An 18,927-nucleotide genomic window follows, 5' to 3' on the forward strand; every position below is an offset into this window, starting at 1 on the left:
AGTGATAAAGCTTAACTCCCGGAGAATCGAATATTTGAAAATAAAACGGACGGCGTTCCAAATATCTCAAGGAAATTTAGGGGCTTTTTTGCCCTAAAGACGGTCCTCTTTTCAATTATGACCGTCCTAATCTCCATTACGACCGTTCTAATCTTCGCGAGGTGCCGAGTGCACTACCTATCAGCACGGTCGTAATGGCAAAGAGGACGGTCGTAATGGCTGGAAACGCTCAAAAAAGAGGAAAAAGTCCCTTTTTGAGGTCAAAAAAGTGGATTAACATTTGTTTGGTTTCAGATCTCTTTTTTGCCGGAAAAATACGTTTTATACAATAACCCCCATTTAGGAATCGATATTTATTTAGTAGAACTTTTAAAAATTAAGGCTCATTCTGATATTGCAGGATATTAGATATTGTTTTATTAATTAGTCTTTTACACAAAACATAAAGTTTGATTTTCGATTTAATACTACAGGTGTATTTGAAAGCAGCTAAAGAGGTATTGTCTTGTAAATTAATACGTTGGCTCGATTCGTAGTTCTGCAAAGACTCTGGTAGTTTCTTTCGTAGGGATGAAATCCCAGGAAGTCGGAGTAAAACCCACGTTGCATGTAGTACTTAACTCTGACAATCAAATGCTTGATGAAGTGATGATTGTCGCTTATGGTACGGCAAAAAAATCGTCCTTTACTGGAGCTGCTTCATCTGTTAATGCAGAGAAGATTTTGAAAGATGTTCCTGTAACATCTTTTGAGCAAGCCTTGCAAGGCGCAACAACCGGTTTGACAGTAAATTCAAGCAGCGGACAGCCGGGTGCAGGTTTGAGTATTCGTATTCGTGGTACAGGTTCTATGAATGCAACAAACGAACCTCTTTACGTAATTGACGGTGTGCCTGTTGTTTCCGGTGATATTGCGGTATCAGGAGTAAACAATGATTCTAAGGCATTTAATATTATGTCTTCAATCAATCCGAGCGATATTGAAAATATTACAGTGTTAAAAGACGCAGCAGCCGCTTCATTGTATGGTTCCCGCGCTGCAAACGGTGTAATTCTTATCACTACGAAAAGAGGTAAGGAAGGTAAAACACAGATAAACTTCAAAGCAAACTGGGGATTTTCTGACTGGGCCGTTAAAAACAGAGAGACTGTTTCCGGCGAGCAACAGCATGAGCTTACATACGAAGCTTATTATAATGAAGGTATCCTATACAAAAATATGTCTGAAGAAGAAGCAAGAGCATATGCACAAGATGGTGCAGACACATTCGCACCTCTGAGAGACAGTTATTCAAATTGGGAAGATGCATTATTCAAGAAAACAGCATTCAATCAAAACTATGAGTTTTCAGCACAGGGCGGTAATGAACAAACCAGCTTCTTTACTTCATTGAATTATAAGACTGAAGATGGAATGATTAACAAAACCGGAATGGAAGGTTTTATCGGTAGAGCAAATATTACCCACAAATCCAAAGACGGAAAAATCCAAATTGGAGCCAATATATCATTCTCAAAACAAAAATCAGAAATGGCTTCGGAAGGAACTGCTTATGCCAATTCATATTTCGTTAAGAACTGGTATGCAATCCCCAACCTTCCCCTTTATAATGAAGACGGATCGTTCTATGAAGGCTTCCCCCTGGATGCATTAAATGTACCTAATCCACTGAAAGACCAAGGATTGGACAAGAATACGTCTGAAGTATTAAGAAGTTCTAACTCTTTATGGGCTTCCTATAAAATTATTGAAGGTCTGACAATCAAAGAAACAATAAGTTATGACTTCATCGATAACCAGTCTACGACTTACTGGCCGATGAATTCCAATAACGGCGAAGCATATAATGGTTTGATGATTAAATATCCGTATCAGCACCATAATATTTATTCTTCGACGGTATTGAATTACACAAATACATTCGCGCAAAAACATAACGTAGATATATTGGTAGGTTGGGATGTTGACGACAGAAAAGAACAGTATGTTCAAGCTGTAGGTGCTAATTATCCACACGACAAACTTCCCGAATTGGAAAACACATCCGAACCGATGACGGCAGCTTCCGGATATAGCCAAGACCATTTGTTGTCTTTGCTTTCCCGTATCAACTACGATTATGATGGTAAATATTATTTCTCTGCCAACTACCGCCGTGACGGCAGCTCAAGATTAGGAGCTAACAAACGTTGGGGTAACTTCTGGTCCGTTTCGGGAGCTTGGAGATTGAGCCAGGAAGCATTCATGAAAGACTTGACTTATGTTGATGACTTAAAAGTGAGAGCTTCTTACGGTATAAACGGAACTCTGCCTTCTAAATTCTATTCTCATTTGAGTCTGTTCGGTTATGGTTATAACTATCAGGATCAGCCAGGTTCAGCTCCAACAACAATTCCCAACCCCGATCTGGGATGGGAAAAGAACCAGAACTTCAATATCGGTTTTGACGCCAGACTGTTCAATCGCTTGAGCATTGCTTTCGACTTCTATAATCGTGAAACAAAAGACTTGTTACAGGATGTTCCGGTTTCCATGACCACAGGTTTCAAAAACACATTGAAAAACGTAGGTGCAATGAACAACCGCGGTGTTGAAGTGGATATTAACTATGACGTATTCAATGAAACGGCTGTAAAATGGTCAACCGGTATTGTCTTATCTCACAACAGAAATAAAATCAGCAAGTTGTATGGAGGAAAAGACATCATCAACGGCACTTCTATTTTAAGAGAAGGCGAATCTTATTACTCATGGTGGAGCCGTGAATGGGCAGGCGTAGACCCTCAGACTGGTGAAGAACAATGGGTATTGAATACCCAAAATGAGGATGGCACCATCAACCGTGAACTGACAAAAGACCCCTCACAAGCACAGCGTGTTGTCATTGGCAAACCTGATCCAGTAGTAACAGGTGGATGGAGAAACAGCCTTTCCTGGAAAGGTTTGGACTTGAGTGCATTGTTCTCATTCTCTTTGGGCGGACATATTATGGATGACCCAGCATTGTTGTACACGGATACTGACGGTGAAACAGCTTATCAGTCTATCGGTATCCAACAGTTGGACAGATGGCAGAAACCGGGTGACATCACCGACGTACCAAGACGTATCAACAGCTATCAGTATGCACGTTACGGAAGTGACCGTCACATGAAAAGTTCAAATCATCTTCGTTTGAAAACGGTAACTCTATCCTACAATCTGCCTTCAAAATGGATGCAAGCAGCCGGAATGAGAAATGTCAGAATCTTTGCCTCCGGTAATAACTTGCTGACATGGGCTGCCTACAAGAATATCGATCCGGAACAACCCATTAATGGTGTTGCAACCTGGGCTTTGCCTAATTTGAAATCAGTAACATTTGGTATTGAAATCGGATTGTAATCCGAAATTCGTTTTACTATAAAAAATAACAATGATGAATAGAATACATATAAAATCTATATTTGTTGCTGCAGCAATAGCTTCGGTAACGCTGACATCTTGTGATGGATATCTGGATACTTTCCCTTCTGATTCATTGGTCAGTACAGATGCTATCACGACTTTACAGGATGTGGAAACAGCACTGAACGGTACATATTACAATCTCAAAAGCGCCAATTATTATGGCTGCGATTTCGTATCGCGTGCTGAAGTGGGCGGAGAAGATGTACAGACAATTTCATCCGGTGGCATAAGAACCGATTCCTATTACCGTTTCATTCACCGCCAGAACAATTCTCCGGAAGATCTGTGGAGTTATCCGTACAAGATCATCAACCGTGCAAACGTGTTGCTGAACGCGATTGAAACAAGCGACCTTCCTGCTGGAAACGAATTAAATAATGCAAAAGGAGAAGCCTTGGCAATCCGTGCTTTATGCCATTTTAATTTGCTTATCACATATGGAAAGCCCTATTTCGTAGACAATGGAGCAACCCCGGGTGTTGTATTAGTAAAGGAAGTATTGAATGCAGACGCTCTGCCTTCCCGTTCAACAGTGGCAGAAGGATATGACATGGTTATCGGCGACTTGGAAGAAGCCTTAAAGTATATCGGGACGGATGTAAAGAACGGCCGTTTCAACAGTTGGGCGGTAAAAGGCCTGCTGGCACGTGTCAATATGTACAAGAGAGATTGGGACAAGGCTTTCTCTTATGCAGAAGACGTGATCAACAACTCTCCTTATTCTTTATTAAAGACAGAAGATTATGTGGCAGCATGGTCCGGCAGATATTCTTCCGAATCTGTATTTGATCTGGAGATTTCAGACTTGGATGCAGGTAACCGCGAAATGTTTGGCTATGTAGTCGATCCTAAAGGATATGCAGCTGTTTCTTGTACTAAAGAGTTTGAAGATCTGATTAATGAGAACCCCGACGATATCCGCCGTAACTTATTGGCCGCAGCCACTGTTAAAGACCGTACCTATATGAATAAGTATCCGGGCATCAATGGTAAAGCTGCTGTAAACAACATTCGTGTGATCAGATTATCAGACATCTACCTGATTGCAGCCGAAGCTGCATTGAAAAAACCGTCTGCTGACCAGGCAAGTGCTAATAAATACTTGAATGCCATCATCAAACGTGCCATACCGAGTGCATCTGATGTTACAGCTACCGAAGCATTAGTATTAAAGGAAAGACGTAAAGAGTTGGTTATGGAAGGTCATCGCTTATATGATATCATGCGCTTGGGAATCACAGTTACCCGTACGGGAGGCTACCATTTCCTGAATAACACAGACCTGATATCTCCGAGCTACGAAGATTATAGAACCATATTAGCAATTCCGCAGGCTGAAATCGATGTGAATCCGAACATCAAACAGAATGAAGGATATTTCTAATTAGATAATCAAATCAAACAAAAAAGGTTGTTCTCGAATCTGAGAACAACCTTTTTTGTTTACTACCGGCTCATTTGTCTATTTTGCAAACCGGACATCCGTCCCTTTATCGTCTTTTGCCTTAATTGCCAGTGCACGGCCTTGCACCTTCACTTTGCCGGTTATGAACTCAGGGATATTGAACGACTTCATAAAACCATGATAAAAATCCGTTTCTTTCTGGGGCAATAAGAAAGGCTTTCCAATCTTACCGTCTCCACCGACATAGGCGATATACGGGCGCGTGTATAAACCGTCTATCCTCCGGCTACTGAAAACAAACCAGCGGCTATTGCTGCTCCAGGAATGATAGCTATCCACATCATCACTATTCACTTCCGTCAACGGACGGCTCGCGCCCGTCGAAAGATCGGCCAGATACAAATCGGCATCCTTATGCCAGATGGAGAAATTGCCATAACCGGACAATGTATATAACAGGTAACGTCCATCGGGAGAAACACGCGGGAAAGAAGCGCTCATTCCGCAGCTCTTCGCATTATAGAGCGTATCGACCTGCGAGCCGAAAGCACGTGTTTCCGGATCAAAGGAGATAGAGCAAAGATTATATTTGATTTCCGAATATTCTTGCGGAATCGGGCGTGCCTCCGCTGTACAAAAATAAAGGGTCTTCCCGTCAGGAGAGAACGTTGGGAACGTCTCGTATGCATCTTTCGAGAATATCTTGGATGTGGTCACAATCTCGTGTTTCTGCACATCATATACAACGACATCGGAAGCCTCGTCATACACCTCCACCCTGTTCTTGTCGTTCAGATGAAACGCTTGCTTGGTTGCGTTCACCGAAAAGGCTACATATTTGCCGGAAGGATGCCAGGAAGGATAAACCAAAGATGACATCGTCTCCTTCGTCTTTGTATTCAGCTTTTCGATCTTTCCGCCATCGACCAGGATTGTCCCGGGAAAAGTCTCACGCATATGAAACAGCATCTTATCCGGATTCTGCATACAAAACGAATGGCAGTTCACACAATTGTTTCCGCTCATCTTATTCTCGATAATGGCGCTTTGCGTATAGTTTTCCAGATTCCGCTGATAGATTCCCATCTTGTTCCACAACTCATATCCCGGATCGATCAAACGGTAAGCCAGATAAGAGTCGACCTTTTCCCGTGCTACCTGAATCGGGAAAGGCGCATACGCCACCCACTCGTTTCCTTGCTTCGCCTGAACGGTTACGCGAATCGAATTGCCGGCTGCCGATTCCAGCAGTTTCTTCCATTTGGAAGCCGGAATCACAAAGCTGCCCTTCTTTCCTTTCACTTCGAACTGCTGCCCTTCAAAAGAAAAGACGGCACGGGCATCCGTATCCATGTCTTTCAATGCGAAGTTCAGAGGAGCGATATTAGGCGGAATAACCACACCGGCATAATCGGGGAAAATAGCAGGCGCCTCATCCAACGTCCGCCCCACTTTCACCGAGTCGGAACAAGACAACAACGCAGCTAACATCAACACATATAGATTCTTTCTTTCCATCTTCTTACACATCATTTAAACATAAAATAAAACCAGTAAGTATTGCCATACGAGCGGTTCAGCAGACCGGCAAGGGCTGCACTGTTATTCCGGTTGGCAAGCACCTGTTTTTTATACTCGGCAAAACGGTTGACAACCGTTTCCGATATATTGAAACGCTTCCAATAATCAGGTTCCTTTTCTGACATAACGATCACAGCTTCTTGGAAATGCAAAGGCAGAACAGGCAGAAATTCCGTTCCATAATATTTTTCCACCACCGCTTTAAACCCTTCCAGGTCTTTGGCCAGCAAATACATGGCACCCAAATACTGCATAGCGGCAGAATTAGCCGGCCCTTTTTTCAAGAATCGCTCCAAGTCTCCGTTCAACCCGTCTATCATGGCCAGCGTATTCTGCTCAGGCAACATCCGCCTGCGAAGCCCCAACACCGGATCATTCTCTACAGCCTCGTCGTTATACAGATATTTACGCTGCGCACCGGCCCAATCCCGGTAAGCGAACGTCTTTTCCAAAATCGATATGTATTTCTCCGCAACCGGATAAGCGCCGTAGATCAAGTTTGTCTGTACCAGCCTTTTCAGCATACGGGGATTTCCGTCATCCATAGCGCTGACATATCCTTCAAAAGCCATCTCCTGGGCGGAAGCGGTCGCTCCCATCGTAAAGTAGATATCACTCAACATGCAGGATATGTTTTCCGACTTATTCCACTGGACCAATAACCCTTGCGGTCCTCGCTGGTCGAAGTTGAACATCTTGTCCGACAGCTCTCCCCTATTTGCCAATGCCATGTTCAAATGGCACATATACAAGAAATTGGTCAGCTTACCTTTACATTCTTCTATCGTCTTATCCCATTGTTCCGTACGGGCAAAGTAGTCCAGTTTTTTCAGTCTTAATGTCTTTGCATCACTGAATTTGGGAACTCCCCACCACAGAATACCGCCAATCACAGCCAGCTGTCCCACGCAACAGATTCCGGCAATCAGCCTCTTTGCCGGCAGCCCCTTTTTATTCCGAAGAAAGAAAGCGACAAGTACCACCAAAGGCATGCAAATCCAGGAATAATAAATAACACTTTTAGGATGAAGCGTATTATGATAATACAAATCCGGTCCGAAAACCCATCGGTATTCGCCCATCAAAGAGAAATAGACCACGCCAAGCCCCAGCAACAAAACTTCAGCCATCCCGATTAAAGAGATGTACCATTTAGGCGTTTTACGAAGCAATTCGTACAGGCAAACCATCCCGGCAAACAACAGTGCAACGGAACCTGCCAGCCAAAACAGCACCGGAACCAAAACGCACCCGGCAACCAGACGAAAGAGATCCTTCCGTATCTGCATATAACCATAAAGCGCCGCTGTCATCATCAAGTAGCAAACAGTCCCCTGCACCCGGTAATTAAAATCGAAATGCATGAAAAGCAAAGCCAATACGGGCAATACATATAACAGGAATAACGCTGAAGACGGTGCAATCCGCTTGACAATACCCGCCGTACAAATACCGACACCAGTCAACAAAGCCGCGACAATCGCCGGCCCGGCATAAGGCAGGATGAAAAACTGCACCAGAAACTCAGCCATCAGCATGGACAAACCGCCTGGCAAAACAAGTTTCTCCATCGCATACGTTTTCGAGAACAAGAACAACTGACTCTGTTCTATATAATAGAAGTGATACTCGAAACTCGTTTGCAGGAAAGCGAACAAAGCTCCAAAAACAACCAACCAAAAAGCAACAAGTTTATATTTCATCAGACAAAACCTTAAGCGTGTTTAACCAATCGAAAATGTTTATCCACCGAAGCCGGCAACTCATGCGGATAGTGCGTCACATAGATCAACGTCTTACCCGGACGCGCACAAAACTGCTCGATAATAGCAGCCGCTTTCTTCTTATTGCTTACATCCAGTCCGTGCAACGGTTCATCCAGGATAATCAAGTCGGGATCTTTCACAAAAGCACGGGCCAGAAGCGCCAGACGCTGTTCACCGGAAGAAAGGGTGAGGAAAGAACGGTCTTTCAGCTCTTCGATGCCGAATACGTGCATCCAATCCAGCGCAACCTTCTGTTGCTGCTCCGTACATTTCCGGTACAGCCCGATTGAATCGAAGAAGCCGGAACCGACAATATTCAGAGTGGGCACATTCTCCATATAGAAAAGATGCATCTCCGGCGAAACATAGCCGATGCGTTTCTTTATATCCCAGATGCTTTCTCCCGAACCCCGTTTCCGGTCAAACAGGTATAGCGTATTGGCATACGATTGTGGATTATCGGCATAAATCAGACTAAGCAATGTTGACTTGCCAGCCCCGTTCGGACCGAACAAAGCCCATTTCTCACCGTTCTTCACCTCCCAATCCAACTCTTTCAGGATTGTACGGCTACCATATTTAATTGATACATGCTCCATCCGGAAAGTAACGGTATGCGTGGAAGGCTCCTTCTGCTGCTCCACCGGAAGCGAAAGCGGTGCCATCCGAACCGGATCTGTTTTTCCTTCGGAAGGAAACAGGTCCGCAATCAGGTCCGTTTGCCGTAGAAACTCTTCACGGCTGCAAACCGGCAGGCATCTACGTTGTTTGACCGGCAAAACATGGGTGATCATTTCCGGTATATCATCCGGATTAGAGAGCAGCAAAATAACCTGTACCCCCTCCAACTTCGTCATTTGCTGAAGCATTTCCACCAAAACTCCGCGCGAAGGCGCATCGAGTCCGATAAACGGGTTATCCAGAATCAGCACATGCGGCCGTTTCAACAAGGTTCGTACGATCAGGAATTTCCGCAGTTCCCCACTGGAAAGGAAGAGCAGTTTCTTCGGTAAAAACTCTTCTATCCCGAACAAAGATAACACTTTATGGAAGTCTTCCGTTCCGGCGTGTTCGCTTAATATCTCTTCTATCGTAGGAATATCATCTGTTTCCGTCGAATGCCAACGCTGCTGGTAGTAAGAATTGCGGCAATCGGCCAGGGAGTAAATATCTTTGAAAGCAATGCTCTTCACCAAATCGCTTACATTCCCTTCATATCCAAAGGTCACTTCTCCTTCTTTTAATGCGAATTTACGCTGCATGACATCGGCTATCAGCGTCTTGCCTGCACCGTTCGGACCGATGACAGCCCATTGTTGTCCCTCTTCTATCGTCCAGTTAAGAGGTTCTTCGAAACGTAGTTCCGGCAAGCGGGTGACTACATTCCGGATGTTTACCATTATATTCCTATTTTCCATCGCCTTTCTATTACACGTAGCAAAGGTAACAGAAAAGGGGGAACTCTCACAAGCTCCCCCTTCCTATTTTGTACAGGTTTATATGTTTATGTATTCCTTCGCAAATTAGTTACTCAAAATAGACCTGCACCTTATCCCAACGTTCGTTTCAAAAATACACTTAAACTATTTACGCTACAAATATAATAATTAATTTTACTTATTATCATTTCACGCGTTATTTTTGTTGCAAAACATAATTTATGCAACAAAAATAGTAACAGATTAAAAGACACGTGTACCTTTTCCCAAATGAATCTCCGAAGCCTGCGTGATAATTACCTCTTTGACTCCGGCGTCGATCGCCTGAAACGAATTCTCCAGCTTGGGAATCATGCCGCCCTGGATAACGCCTTCTTCCACAAACAGCTTGAAAGCCGTACGGTCTATTTCCGGAATCACGCTTTCGTCATCATTCTCATCTCTCAGCACTCCTTTCTTTTCAAAGCAGAACATCAGGGTTACATCAAAATGTTTTGCCAAAGCTTTTGCCGCTTCACCGGCGATCGTATCGGCATTCGTATTCAGCATATGCCCTTGTTTATCATGCGTGAGAGGTGCCAAGACAGGAACAATCCCTTGATGAATAAGGGATGCCAGCAAATCGGCATTCACCTCTTTGACATCTCCGACAAAACCATAATCGACCTCTCCCACCGGACGTTTGTCCGAACGCATCAGGTTCATATCCGCACCGGTCAACCCGAGCGCATTCACGCCTAAAGCTTGCAAGCCGGCCACGATATTCTTGTTGACAAGCCCTCCGTAAACCATCGTGACCACTTTCAGCGTTTCCGCATCCGTAATCCGGCGTCCACCTACCATCTTGCTCTCGATACCCAACTGCGCAGCCAGCTTGGTGGCAGAGCGTCCGCCTCCGTGTACCAGCACTTTATAGCCTTCCACCTGTGAAAAGTCGTTTAGCAATTTGCGAAGCGTATCTTCTTCTTCGACAATCTTACCTCCCACCTTAATCAGCGTAAGTTTCTCCATACTTCTAAATTCTTTTAAAATTTTTGCGCCAAAGGTACTAAAAAATAAAAGATTTATATACTTTTGCACCATCCAACGCGGTAGTAGCTCAGTTGGTAGAGCATCAGCTTCCCAAGCTGAGGGTCACGAGTTCGAGCCTCGCCTACCGCTCGCAAGAATCAGGCGCAACCTTTAAAGTGTTGTTGCCTGATTTTTTTAACTTTCCTCCCCACGCATTTGCTTGTCGACAATTGTCGGCAAGCGATTGGCCGCAGGGAAAATTTGACTTCAGTCACCGTATATCTCACAAATTATCTGTATGTTTGAAGTCTAAAATCAATAGAAAACCATGGCAACACGGCAGGGAAAGATTCTGATAGTAGACGACAACGAAGATATCCTATTCACGTTAAAGATGTTACTCCGCCCTCGGGTAGAGAGTATCACGACCTGTTCCGATCCGAAAGAGATCAACCGGCTGGTATCGAGAAACCAGTACGACGTTGTCCTGCTGGACATGAACTTCACAGCCGACGCAGTCAGCGGGAAAGAAGGATTCTACTGGCTGGAACGGATATTGGAAATATCGCCCGGGACAGTCGTCATCCTGATCACCGCCTATTCGGACACGGAAAAAGCCGTACGTGCCATTAAAGCTGGGGCAACTGATTTCATCCCGAAACCCTGGCAGAATGAAAAGATGCTGGCAACGGTTTCAACTGCCCTCGAACTGAGTCTCAGCCGTTCGGAAGTACGGACATTAAAGGAACAGAAGTCTGCATTGACCGCTTCGGAACCGGAAATTGAAATAATCGGCGAATCGGCCGCCATGCAAAACGTATTCCGGACGCTCGAAAAGCTGAAAGACACAGACACCAACATCTTGCTGCAAGGTGAAAACGGGACGGGAAAAGACCTGATTGCCTACACGCTTCACCAGCAGTCCGTACGAGGGAAGGAACCGTTTGTCCCGATCGACTTGGGAAGCATTCCACACGAACTATTCGAAAGCGAACTGTTCGGACATGAGAAAGGAGCGTTTACGGATGCAGACAAAAGTAAACCCGGACGGATCGAGATTGCATCCGGCGGCACGCTTTTCCTGAACGAGATCGGAAACTTGCCACTCATGGCGCAATCCAAACTTCTGACTGTCATCGAACAACGCAAAATAAACCGTGTCGGTTCGACACAAGAAACGCCAGTCGACATACGCCTCATCTCGGCAACCAACACAGACTTGCATGCCGCCGTACAGAAAGGACGTTTCCGGCAAGACCTGTTGTACCGGATCAATACGATCGAGATAACGATCCCGCCTTTGCGAGAGCGGGGAAACGACGTCACATTGCTGGCCCGGCATTTCCTGCAACGCTACAGCCGGAAGTATAAAAAGGAGATCAAAGGATTCTCCGGGGAAGCGCAACAACTCCTGAAACAGTATCATTGGCCGGGAAACGTACGCGAACTGCAACATGTCATCGAACGTGCCGTCATCCTTTCCGAAGCCGGAGAGCTGCAATATGACGATTTCATGCTCCGCCTTCCGGTTTCCGCCTCTCAAGATAAAGAGGGAAAGTTCAACCTGGAAGAACTGGAAAAGAACACTATACGGGAAGTGTTGCGCCATTGCTCGGGCAACATGACACAGGCGGCCGGCTTGCTCGGCATCACCCGCACTTCCTTATACAGACGACTGGAAAAATACGGCTTATGAAACGTTATACTAAAAAAACGGCCGGATTAGTGTTCCTGTTGTTGGTGACCAGCGTGGCCTTCGGGCTTCTGGTTGCTTACGGATTCAGAATCTCTGCAGCCGTCACGTCCGGACTGCTTCTGATTGAAGTTTACGGCCTGTTCCGCCTGATGGAACGCAGCGACCGGCTGTTCAAACAATTCATCTGGTCGATGCGCTATTCTGACTTCCTCTCTTCCGGCCCTCCTTTGCAAGAGCAGGGCGACAAAATCCCGCAAGACCTGGTCAACGCGATGGAAGAGGCTTTGCAGCATTACAAAAAACACCTGCAGGAGAAAGAAAGCCAACTGCAATATTTCCAGGCATTGGCAAACCATATCGACCTTTCCGTCTTCGTCTATTCCGAAAGCGGACAAGTGGAATGGATGAACCAGGCTTTCAAGATACAAACCGGGCTGAACTTCGCCGAAACGATAGACGATCTGGCGGCTTATCATCCGGAACTTCCTGCACGTCTGCGCACGTTACATCCCGGCGAACTGTCCATCCTGCAAGTCCGGCGAAAGGAAGACTACTCGCAACTGATCCTTTCTTCCATCTCGTTCGTCGTATTGGGTAAACCGCTAAAGGTCGTCAGCATGAAAAACATACGTTCCGTCCTGGAAAACAAGGAGACGGAAGCCTGGCAAAAACTAATCCGGGTGCTGACACACGAGATTATGAACTCCATGACTCCGATTGTTTCCCTGTCGGAACTGCTCCGGAATAAATGCATGGACGAAGCAATGTCCGATGCGGAAGAACGGGAAGAAACCGGCCAAGCCATCGAAACGATTTACCGCAGGAGCAGCGGCTTGGTGCGGTTCGTAGAGAGTTACAGGAAAGTGGCCGGCATTCCGACACCTGTTCCGGAAATCATTCCGGTCAACAGCTTGCTTAACGATGCCTGCCTGCTGTTTAAGGAGCAGGAAAACATTCTGAAAGTGCTTCCTTCAACTGCTCATTTACAGGTCATTGCCGACAAGGGATTGATCGAACAAGTATTGATCAACCTGATTAAGAACGCATTGGATGCGACCCGCCACCGTCCTGATCCGCAAATCGAGCTCTCCGCCGGAATCAACGAAGAAGGCAAAACCTTTATCCGGGTAAGCGACAACGGAACAGGCATTCCGGCCGATGTGCAGGAACGCATCTTTATCCCTTTCTTTACCACCAAGCCATCCGGTTCCGGCATCGGTCTGAGCATCTCCCGTCAAATCATGCACATGCACAAAGGCGATTTAACCGTGACGTCGGAGGACGGGACAGGCAGCCGGTTCTTGCTACTTTTCTCCTGACCCGGCAAGTGCAGCCTTGAACTTTTGACAACTTTTCTTTCAAGAGAAAAGTAATATATCTACATTTGTAAGCAGAAAACAAGACTACAAACAGTTATGATAAAGATATTCTCAACAGACAAAGTCAGAGAGCTTGACAAATACACTATCCAGAACGAACCGATCAGTTCCGTCGATTTAGTGGAACGCGCGGCGACCATATTCACCAGCGAATTTTGCCGCCGCTACACAAAACAAACCCGCATTATCGTATTTGCCGGACAAGGCAATAACGGAGCGGATGCATTAGCCGTCGCCCGTATGCTGACAGATGCCGGCTATCGGGTGGAAACCTACTTGTTTAATCCGACCATGCGCCTTTCCGATGACTGCGAACAGAATAAGCAGCGGTTACTCGGCATGGAAAAGATCGAATTTACGGAAGTTGTTGACGATTTCGTTCCGCCCGAACTGGACGAACGGGATATCGTGATAGACGGTCTGTTCGGCTCCGGCCTCAACCGGCCGTTGACGGGTGGTTTTGCAGCGATGGTTAAATATATCAACCAGTCGGATGCAACTATCGTTTCGATAGATATTCCCTCCGGTCTTTTTGGTGAGGACAACCGTAAGAATGATCCGGAATCGATCATCCGCGCCAATCTGACGCTGACGTTCGGTTTTCCGAAGTTAGCTTTCCTGCTGCCGGAAAATGCCGAATATGTGGGCGAATGGAAAGTGCTGGATATTCTTCTGCATCCGGATATTATAGCAAACACACCGACACAGTTCACTCAAATCACCGAAGAAGACGTTGCTGCCGTATTCCAGCCTCGCAAACGTTTCTCGCATAAAGGGACGTTCGGACATGCCTTGTTGATAGCCGGAAGCCGGGGAAAGATGGGAGCCACCCTCTTATCAGCCCGCGCCTGCTTGCGAAGCGGAGCCGGTCTGCTGACTGTCCATATCCCGCAACGGGGCGAACAGATTCTACAAACGGCTTTTCCGGAAGCAATGGTCGATTTGGACCCAAACCAGGAACATTTCACCTTCGTCTCCGATATCAAGCCTTATTCCGCTATCGGAATCGGACCGGGGTTAGGAAAACATGCCGACTCCGCCAAGGCTTTGGAACATCTGCTTCAAGCTACGGACAAACCGCTTGTGCTCGATGCCGATGCACTCAACCTGATTGCCGCCAATAAAGACTTGCTGAAACGGATTCCTCCCCGCAGCATCCTTACGCCGCATCCGAAAGAATTCGACCGTATCGCAGGCGAAAGCAAGAACTCGTACGAACGGCTGATGAAAGCACAGGCTTTTGCCACCGAACATCAAGTCTGTATCATCCTGAAAGGAGCTTATACGGCAACTTGTACGGCTACCGGAAACGTCTACTTCAACAGCTGTGGAAATCCGGGAATGGCAACAGCCGGAAGCGGTGATGTCCTGACTGGTATTATCCTCGGCCTGCTCGCCCAGGGATTCGAACCTGAAACAGCCGCCGTCGCCGGTGTTTTCCTGCACGGAACAGCTGGTGATCTGGCCGCCGTTTACCGTTCTGAAGAAAGTATGATCGCGAGTGATATCACGGACATGATCGGCAAAGCATTCAAGCAAATCAAATAGGCATAAGGGCTGGACTAATAATAGTAGGAATTTTATCTATAAAACGAAGATTTCAAATAGAATAATCAGAATATTTTATAGTAAATAAATAGAAGTTTTCTCAAAAACAAGTATCTTCGAATCCTGATTTGGAGGAGATTGATATGAGAAAGCTTTTTAAATATGTCACAGCCCTTGTTGTTCTTGTGCTATCATTATTCATACATGCTTGCAGCAATTACCCGCAAGTTCCGGGTTTAATCGAAGCTGAAAAGATCATGGAGGAAAAACCGGATAGTGCACTATTGATTTTAAACAATATTGAAAACATCGACCAACTATCCGAAAAGGATCATGCAACATACTACCTTCTTTTAACACAGGCACAAGATCTGAATTATATCACACATACTTCAGACTCGTTAATAAGAATTGCTGCGACTTATTTTGAGAAACATAAAGACCAACCACGCGCCATGTTAGCCTATTATTACTTGGGACGCGTAAATTCAGATTTACAGGATGCACTCCAGGCACAAGAATATTATTTAAAAGCCTTAGAAATAGGAGAAGACTCAAAAAACTATGCACTCCTGATTAAAATATATAATAACTTAGGAACTTTGTATGCCTATCAAGACATCAACGATATGGCATTACCCATGTATAAAAAGGTTTTGTCATATTTAGAAATAGAGCCTGATTCTGTAAAAACTGCATTTGCTCTTAGAAACATAGCCCGTATATACACTCAAACTCAACAGTTAGACAGTGCTATTTATTATTATAGGCAGGCAATTTCATACTCCACTATAAGAAACAAAGCTTCTATTTTAATCGATTTAGGCAATTTATATCTTAGCAATAAAGATTATGAAAAAGCATTTCAATGTATGGAAGATGCTACCCCTTTAATCACTAATGAAAAAACACTTTATCCCATTTTTCTATCAAAAGGAGAATTACACATATATCAAAATCAATTAGATTCAGCAAAATACTATCTTCACCGTTGTGCAAAAAGCTCAAATATATATACAAGAGCTGGCAGTTTATATCAATTAGCCCAAATTGCTCAAAAAGAGAAAAACATTGATGACCTTATCAAATATTCAAACCAATATGAACAAACACGTGACTCAATTATCAATCATTCACATTTTGAAAATATTCGTTTAGCACAAAGCATGTTCAACTACCAGCGAATTGCCAAAGAAAAGAGTAAATACGAAAAAGAAGCTGCCCAAAGAATGATTTTAATATATCAAGTTTTCATCATTTTCACTATTATCTTTATTTTAAGCTTCATTTTTCTTAAAAATGGACAAATTAGAAAGAAGAGGTTAGCATATCTAAGAGAAGAACAATACAGACGTAGCCAACAATATATTGAAGACAACAAAAAGCAAATCATGCAGCTAACAGAAATGCTACATTCTCAACAAGAAGAGATGAGCGAAGTCGAAAGACAACTATATGAAGCAAGGAAGTTAATGCTCGAAATGGAAAACAGGCAGATTTTTGAAAAGCAGGGAACCATTCTCCTATTAGAGAAAGATTTCCATAACTCTTCATTGTATCTCAAAATACATAGGGAGGACAACGTTCAGTTAGACTCAAGCGAATGGGAAGAATTGCATCAACTAATCGATGCGACATATCCAAAATTCACGAATCGGCTTATCAAACTGTATCCGCAAATATCCATAGAAGAAATACATATTTGCTATCTTGTAAAGATACAACTTTCGATAAAAAAGATAGCTTCTATTATGCATATAACAAGTTCAGGAGTATCACAATGCCGCAGAAGATTATATAAGAAATTCACAGGAGAACCTCAAAACACGGAAAAATTCGACAAATTCATAGCTGATTTTTAAGCATTTACAACTTGTCACATTTTTGTCAACAAAAATCTATGCGTCATAATAGTAAGAAGTATACCTTTGTCCAAAGTCCCAATCAGACTTTTAACAAAAACAAATCTTATCAATATTATGAAGCATCTAATTTCAACTTTGTTTTTAATTGTGTGTGGCATATTCTGTACACAGTTTGTATTCTGTGATACCATTCCTACTAAAGGTAAATGGAGTGAAGAAGACATACGTTCTTTTATACCAGCACCTCCTACAGCCTCTATCGAAGGTAAAGTATTAACAATTAATTTTGTGACTCCACTTACTGACCTGACAGTGAAAGTTACAAATAACGAAACAGGTCAAGTTGTTTATGAAGAATGTATTTCTGTGTCTACACCGCAGAGCCATTCAGTGGTATTAAATGCTGACAATGGCAATTATACATTATCATTTACTCATGTACTTGGTTATTTAACAGGTGAGTTTGTAATAAAATAACATATTGTGTGTGACTCTCCTTTACATGTAATATGCTAAGAATGGCCTCGGGCGGTAATTTAACCGGACCAAAATATCTCGATCTCCTTTTCCGCCGCCCGAAGGCTTTTCTTTATGTCTTCTCTAATCTAAAAAGGGAAAAGAGGCTTTTCCGGTTGGTTTCTAACAAAATATTTCATAGTTTTGTGCAATTATTCATCAGAGATTAAACTTAGATTAGAATATGAAGAATTTTATCATTATAGCCAGTCTGCTCCTTAGTTTACCCATTATGGCGCAGACAAAAGTTGTAAAGAAAAATGCTGTCAAGGCAAATAATTTCGGCATAACTTATTCACTCCCTAAAACATCTCTTGTCATTGATGCTGAAGTTACGAAAGTAACCTGTAAAGCAGGTCCTTACTATAAATATGCAGAGAAGTATTTAGGAGTAAAAGACGCCATTACAGAAGATAAAGTTTATTACGAATTAGGAAAAATAGGCTTGACCAACAAAGGTGTACCCGATCCTGATAACACCTATATAGTTGAATTCAAGGGTGGAACCGTCGCCCCATACGCCTATTTGACAGAAGAAGGATTGCTATGTTCCATCAATGCAGAATATACGCCCGACGAAGAAACATCGGAAGCAGCCAAAAAGAAAGTACAAGCTCCGGCTAAAGTAACCGACGCCTCTGTTTTTTCAGAAGAATTGCTGATGGCGGGTTCAACAGCCAGACAAGCAGAAGTAGCAGCCAAACAAATTTACCGCATCCGTGAAAGCCGTCTGAACATATTGACCGGAGAAGCGGACAACCTGCCACCCGATGGCGAAGCAATGAAACTGGTTATCCAGCAACTGGAAGAACAGGAAAAAGCGTTAACAAACTTATTTACAGGAATCCGGACAAAAGAAACCAGCGATTACGATGTGACAATCGTCCCCTTCGATAACCTGGACAAGGAAGTACTGTTCCGTTTCTCTCCCCAGCTTGGTATCGTGGATGCCGACGATTTGGGTGGCGCACCTGTATATATGAACTTGAAAGCCATCGACCGCGCTCCCGAACTGGACCCGAAAGAGGCTGAGAAGAAAGAAAAATCCATGAAAGGAATCATCTATAACGTACCAGGTAAAGCCAGTATCGAAATCAGCATGAACAAAAAAACACTTTACAAAGGCGAAGCACAGATTACTCAATTCGGTACACGCGAAGGGCTTGCCCCCGTTATGTTTGAAGACAAAAAAGCTCCGGTAAAGGTTTATTTCTATCCGGAAACAGGTGCAATAAAACAAATCATTCAATAATCATCTAACAATTTTAATT

12 protein-coding genes and 1 tRNA gene are annotated in these 18,927 nt (G+C 44.0%); 9 read left to right on the plus strand and 4 right to left on the minus strand.

The window, feature by feature from the left end; all coding sequences use genetic code 11:
• Positions 1-549 precede the first annotated feature (549 nt).
• A complete protein-coding gene (locus tag DWU89_RS17420) occupies positions 550-3,384 on the plus strand; it encodes a SusC/RagA family TonB-linked outer membrane protein (RefSeq protein WP_115500910.1) in 2,835 nt (944 codons plus the stop codon).
• A 31-nt stretch (positions 3,385-3,415) separates the two neighbouring features.
• Complete coding sequence (locus tag DWU89_RS17425) at positions 3,416-4,834, plus strand: RagB/SusD family nutrient uptake outer membrane protein (protein WP_115500911.1); 1,419 nt, start codon at positions 3,416-3,418, stop codon at positions 4,832-4,834.
• Positions 4,835-4,912: 78 nt separating this feature from the next.
• Here DWU89_RS17425 and DWU89_RS17430 read toward each other — a convergent pair whose 3' ends face one another.
• From DWU89_RS17430 to argB, 4 genes are all read right to left on the minus strand, one after another.
• Positions 4,913-6,373: a TolB family protein gene (locus tag DWU89_RS17430; protein ID WP_115500930.1), complete on the minus strand. Its 1,461-nt coding sequence runs from the start codon at positions 6,371-6,373 to the stop codon at positions 4,913-4,915.
• Positions 6,374-6,384: 11 nt separating this feature from the next.
• Entirely contained in the window at positions 6,385-8,139 is a 1,755-nt protein-coding gene (locus DWU89_RS17435; RefSeq protein ID WP_115500912.1) for a DUF6057 family protein, read from the minus strand.
• 11 nt (positions 8,140-8,150) lie between these two features.
• Positions 8,151-9,620, minus strand: a complete 1,470-nt coding sequence (locus tag DWU89_RS17440) for an ATP-binding cassette domain-containing protein (protein ID WP_115500913.1) — start codon at positions 9,618-9,620, stop codon at positions 8,151-8,153.
• 264 nt (positions 9,621-9,884) lie between these two features.
• On the minus strand, positions 9,885-10,652 hold the full coding sequence (gene argB, locus DWU89_RS17445) for an acetylglutamate kinase (protein ID WP_115500914.1): 768 nt from the start codon (positions 10,650-10,652) through the stop codon (positions 9,885-9,887).
• 77 nt (positions 10,653-10,729) lie between these two features.
• Between argB and DWU89_RS17450 the strand changes: the two genes are divergently transcribed.
• The 7 genes from DWU89_RS17450 (at position 10,730) to DWU89_RS17480 (ending at position 18,908) form a co-directional block, all read left to right on the plus strand.
• Positions 10,730-10,802: transfer RNA gene (locus DWU89_RS17450), tRNA-Gly, on the plus strand.
• Between the two features lie 178 nt (positions 10,803-10,980).
• Positions 10,981-12,348, plus strand: coding sequence for a sigma-54-dependent transcriptional regulator (locus DWU89_RS17455; protein WP_115500915.1), 1,368 nt, complete (start codon positions 10,981-10,983; stop codon positions 12,346-12,348).
• Complete coding sequence (locus DWU89_RS17460; RefSeq protein ID WP_115500916.1) at positions 12,345-13,667, plus strand: sensor histidine kinase; 1,323 nt, start codon at positions 12,345-12,347, stop codon at positions 13,665-13,667. Before DWU89_RS17455 ends, DWU89_RS17460 begins: the two co-directional genes overlap by 4 nt.
• Positions 13,668-13,763: 96 nt before the next feature.
• Positions 13,764-15,275 (plus strand): NAD(P)H-hydrate dehydratase, encoded by a 1,512-nt coding sequence (locus tag DWU89_RS17465; RefSeq protein ID WP_115500917.1) that lies wholly within the window; start codon positions 13,764-13,766, stop codon positions 15,273-15,275.
• Positions 15,276-15,418: 143 nt separating this feature from the next.
• A complete protein-coding gene (locus tag DWU89_RS17470; protein ID WP_244205941.1) occupies positions 15,419-17,137 on the plus strand; it encodes a tetratricopeptide repeat protein in 1,719 nt (572 codons plus the stop codon).
• Between the two features lie 117 nt (positions 17,138-17,254).
• Positions 17,255-17,617, plus strand: coding sequence for a DUF3244 domain-containing protein (locus DWU89_RS17475; protein ID WP_115500918.1), 363 nt, complete (start codon positions 17,255-17,257; stop codon positions 17,615-17,617).
• A gap of 223 nt (positions 17,618-17,840) precedes the next feature.
• Complete coding sequence (locus DWU89_RS17480; RefSeq protein WP_115500919.1) at positions 17,841-18,908, plus strand: DUF4831 family protein; 1,068 nt, start codon at positions 17,841-17,843, stop codon at positions 18,906-18,908.
• Positions 18,909-18,927: the final 19 nt, after the last annotated feature.

Source organism: Parabacteroides acidifaciens (genome assembly GCF_003363715.1).
GTDB classification, from domain to species: Bacteria; Bacteroidota; Bacteroidia; order Bacteroidales; family Tannerellaceae; genus Parabacteroides; species Parabacteroides acidifaciens.

Excerpts from the sequence above, each read along its gene's own strand:
- DWU89_RS17425 (WP_115500911.1), top strand. The coding sequence starts at position 3,416 with ATGATGAATAGAATACATATAAAATCTATATTTGTTGCTGCAGCAATA.
- DWU89_RS17430 (WP_115500930.1), bottom strand. The coding sequence starts at position 6,373 with ATGGAAAGAAAGAATCTATATGTGTTGATGTTAGCTGCGTTGTTGTCT.
- DWU89_RS17435 (WP_115500912.1), bottom strand. The coding sequence starts at position 8,139 with ATGAAATATAAACTTGTTGCTTTTTGGTTGGTTGTTTTTGGAGCTTTG.
- DWU89_RS17440 (WP_115500913.1), bottom strand. The coding sequence starts at position 9,620 with ATGGAAAATAGGAATATAATGGTAAACATCCGGAATGTAGTCACCCGC.
- argB (WP_115500914.1), bottom strand. The coding sequence starts at position 10,652 with ATGGAGAAACTTACGCTGATTAAGGTGGGAGGTAAGATTGTCGAAGAA.
- DWU89_RS17455 (WP_115500915.1), top strand. The coding sequence starts at position 10,981 with ATGGCAACACGGCAGGGAAAGATTCTGATAGTAGACGACAACGAAGAT.
- DWU89_RS17460 (WP_115500916.1), top strand. The coding sequence starts at position 12,345 with ATGAAACGTTATACTAAAAAAACGGCCGGATTAGTGTTCCTGTTGTTG.
- DWU89_RS17465 (WP_115500917.1), top strand. The coding sequence starts at position 13,764 with ATGATAAAGATATTCTCAACAGACAAAGTCAGAGAGCTTGACAAATAC.
- DWU89_RS17470 (WP_244205941.1), top strand. The coding sequence starts at position 15,419 with ATGAGAAAGCTTTTTAAATATGTCACAGCCCTTGTTGTTCTTGTGCTA.
- DWU89_RS17475 (WP_115500918.1), top strand. The coding sequence starts at position 17,255 with ATGAAGCATCTAATTTCAACTTTGTTTTTAATTGTGTGTGGCATATTC.
- DWU89_RS17480 (WP_115500919.1), top strand. The coding sequence starts at position 17,841 with ATGAAGAATTTTATCATTATAGCCAGTCTGCTCCTTAGTTTACCCATT.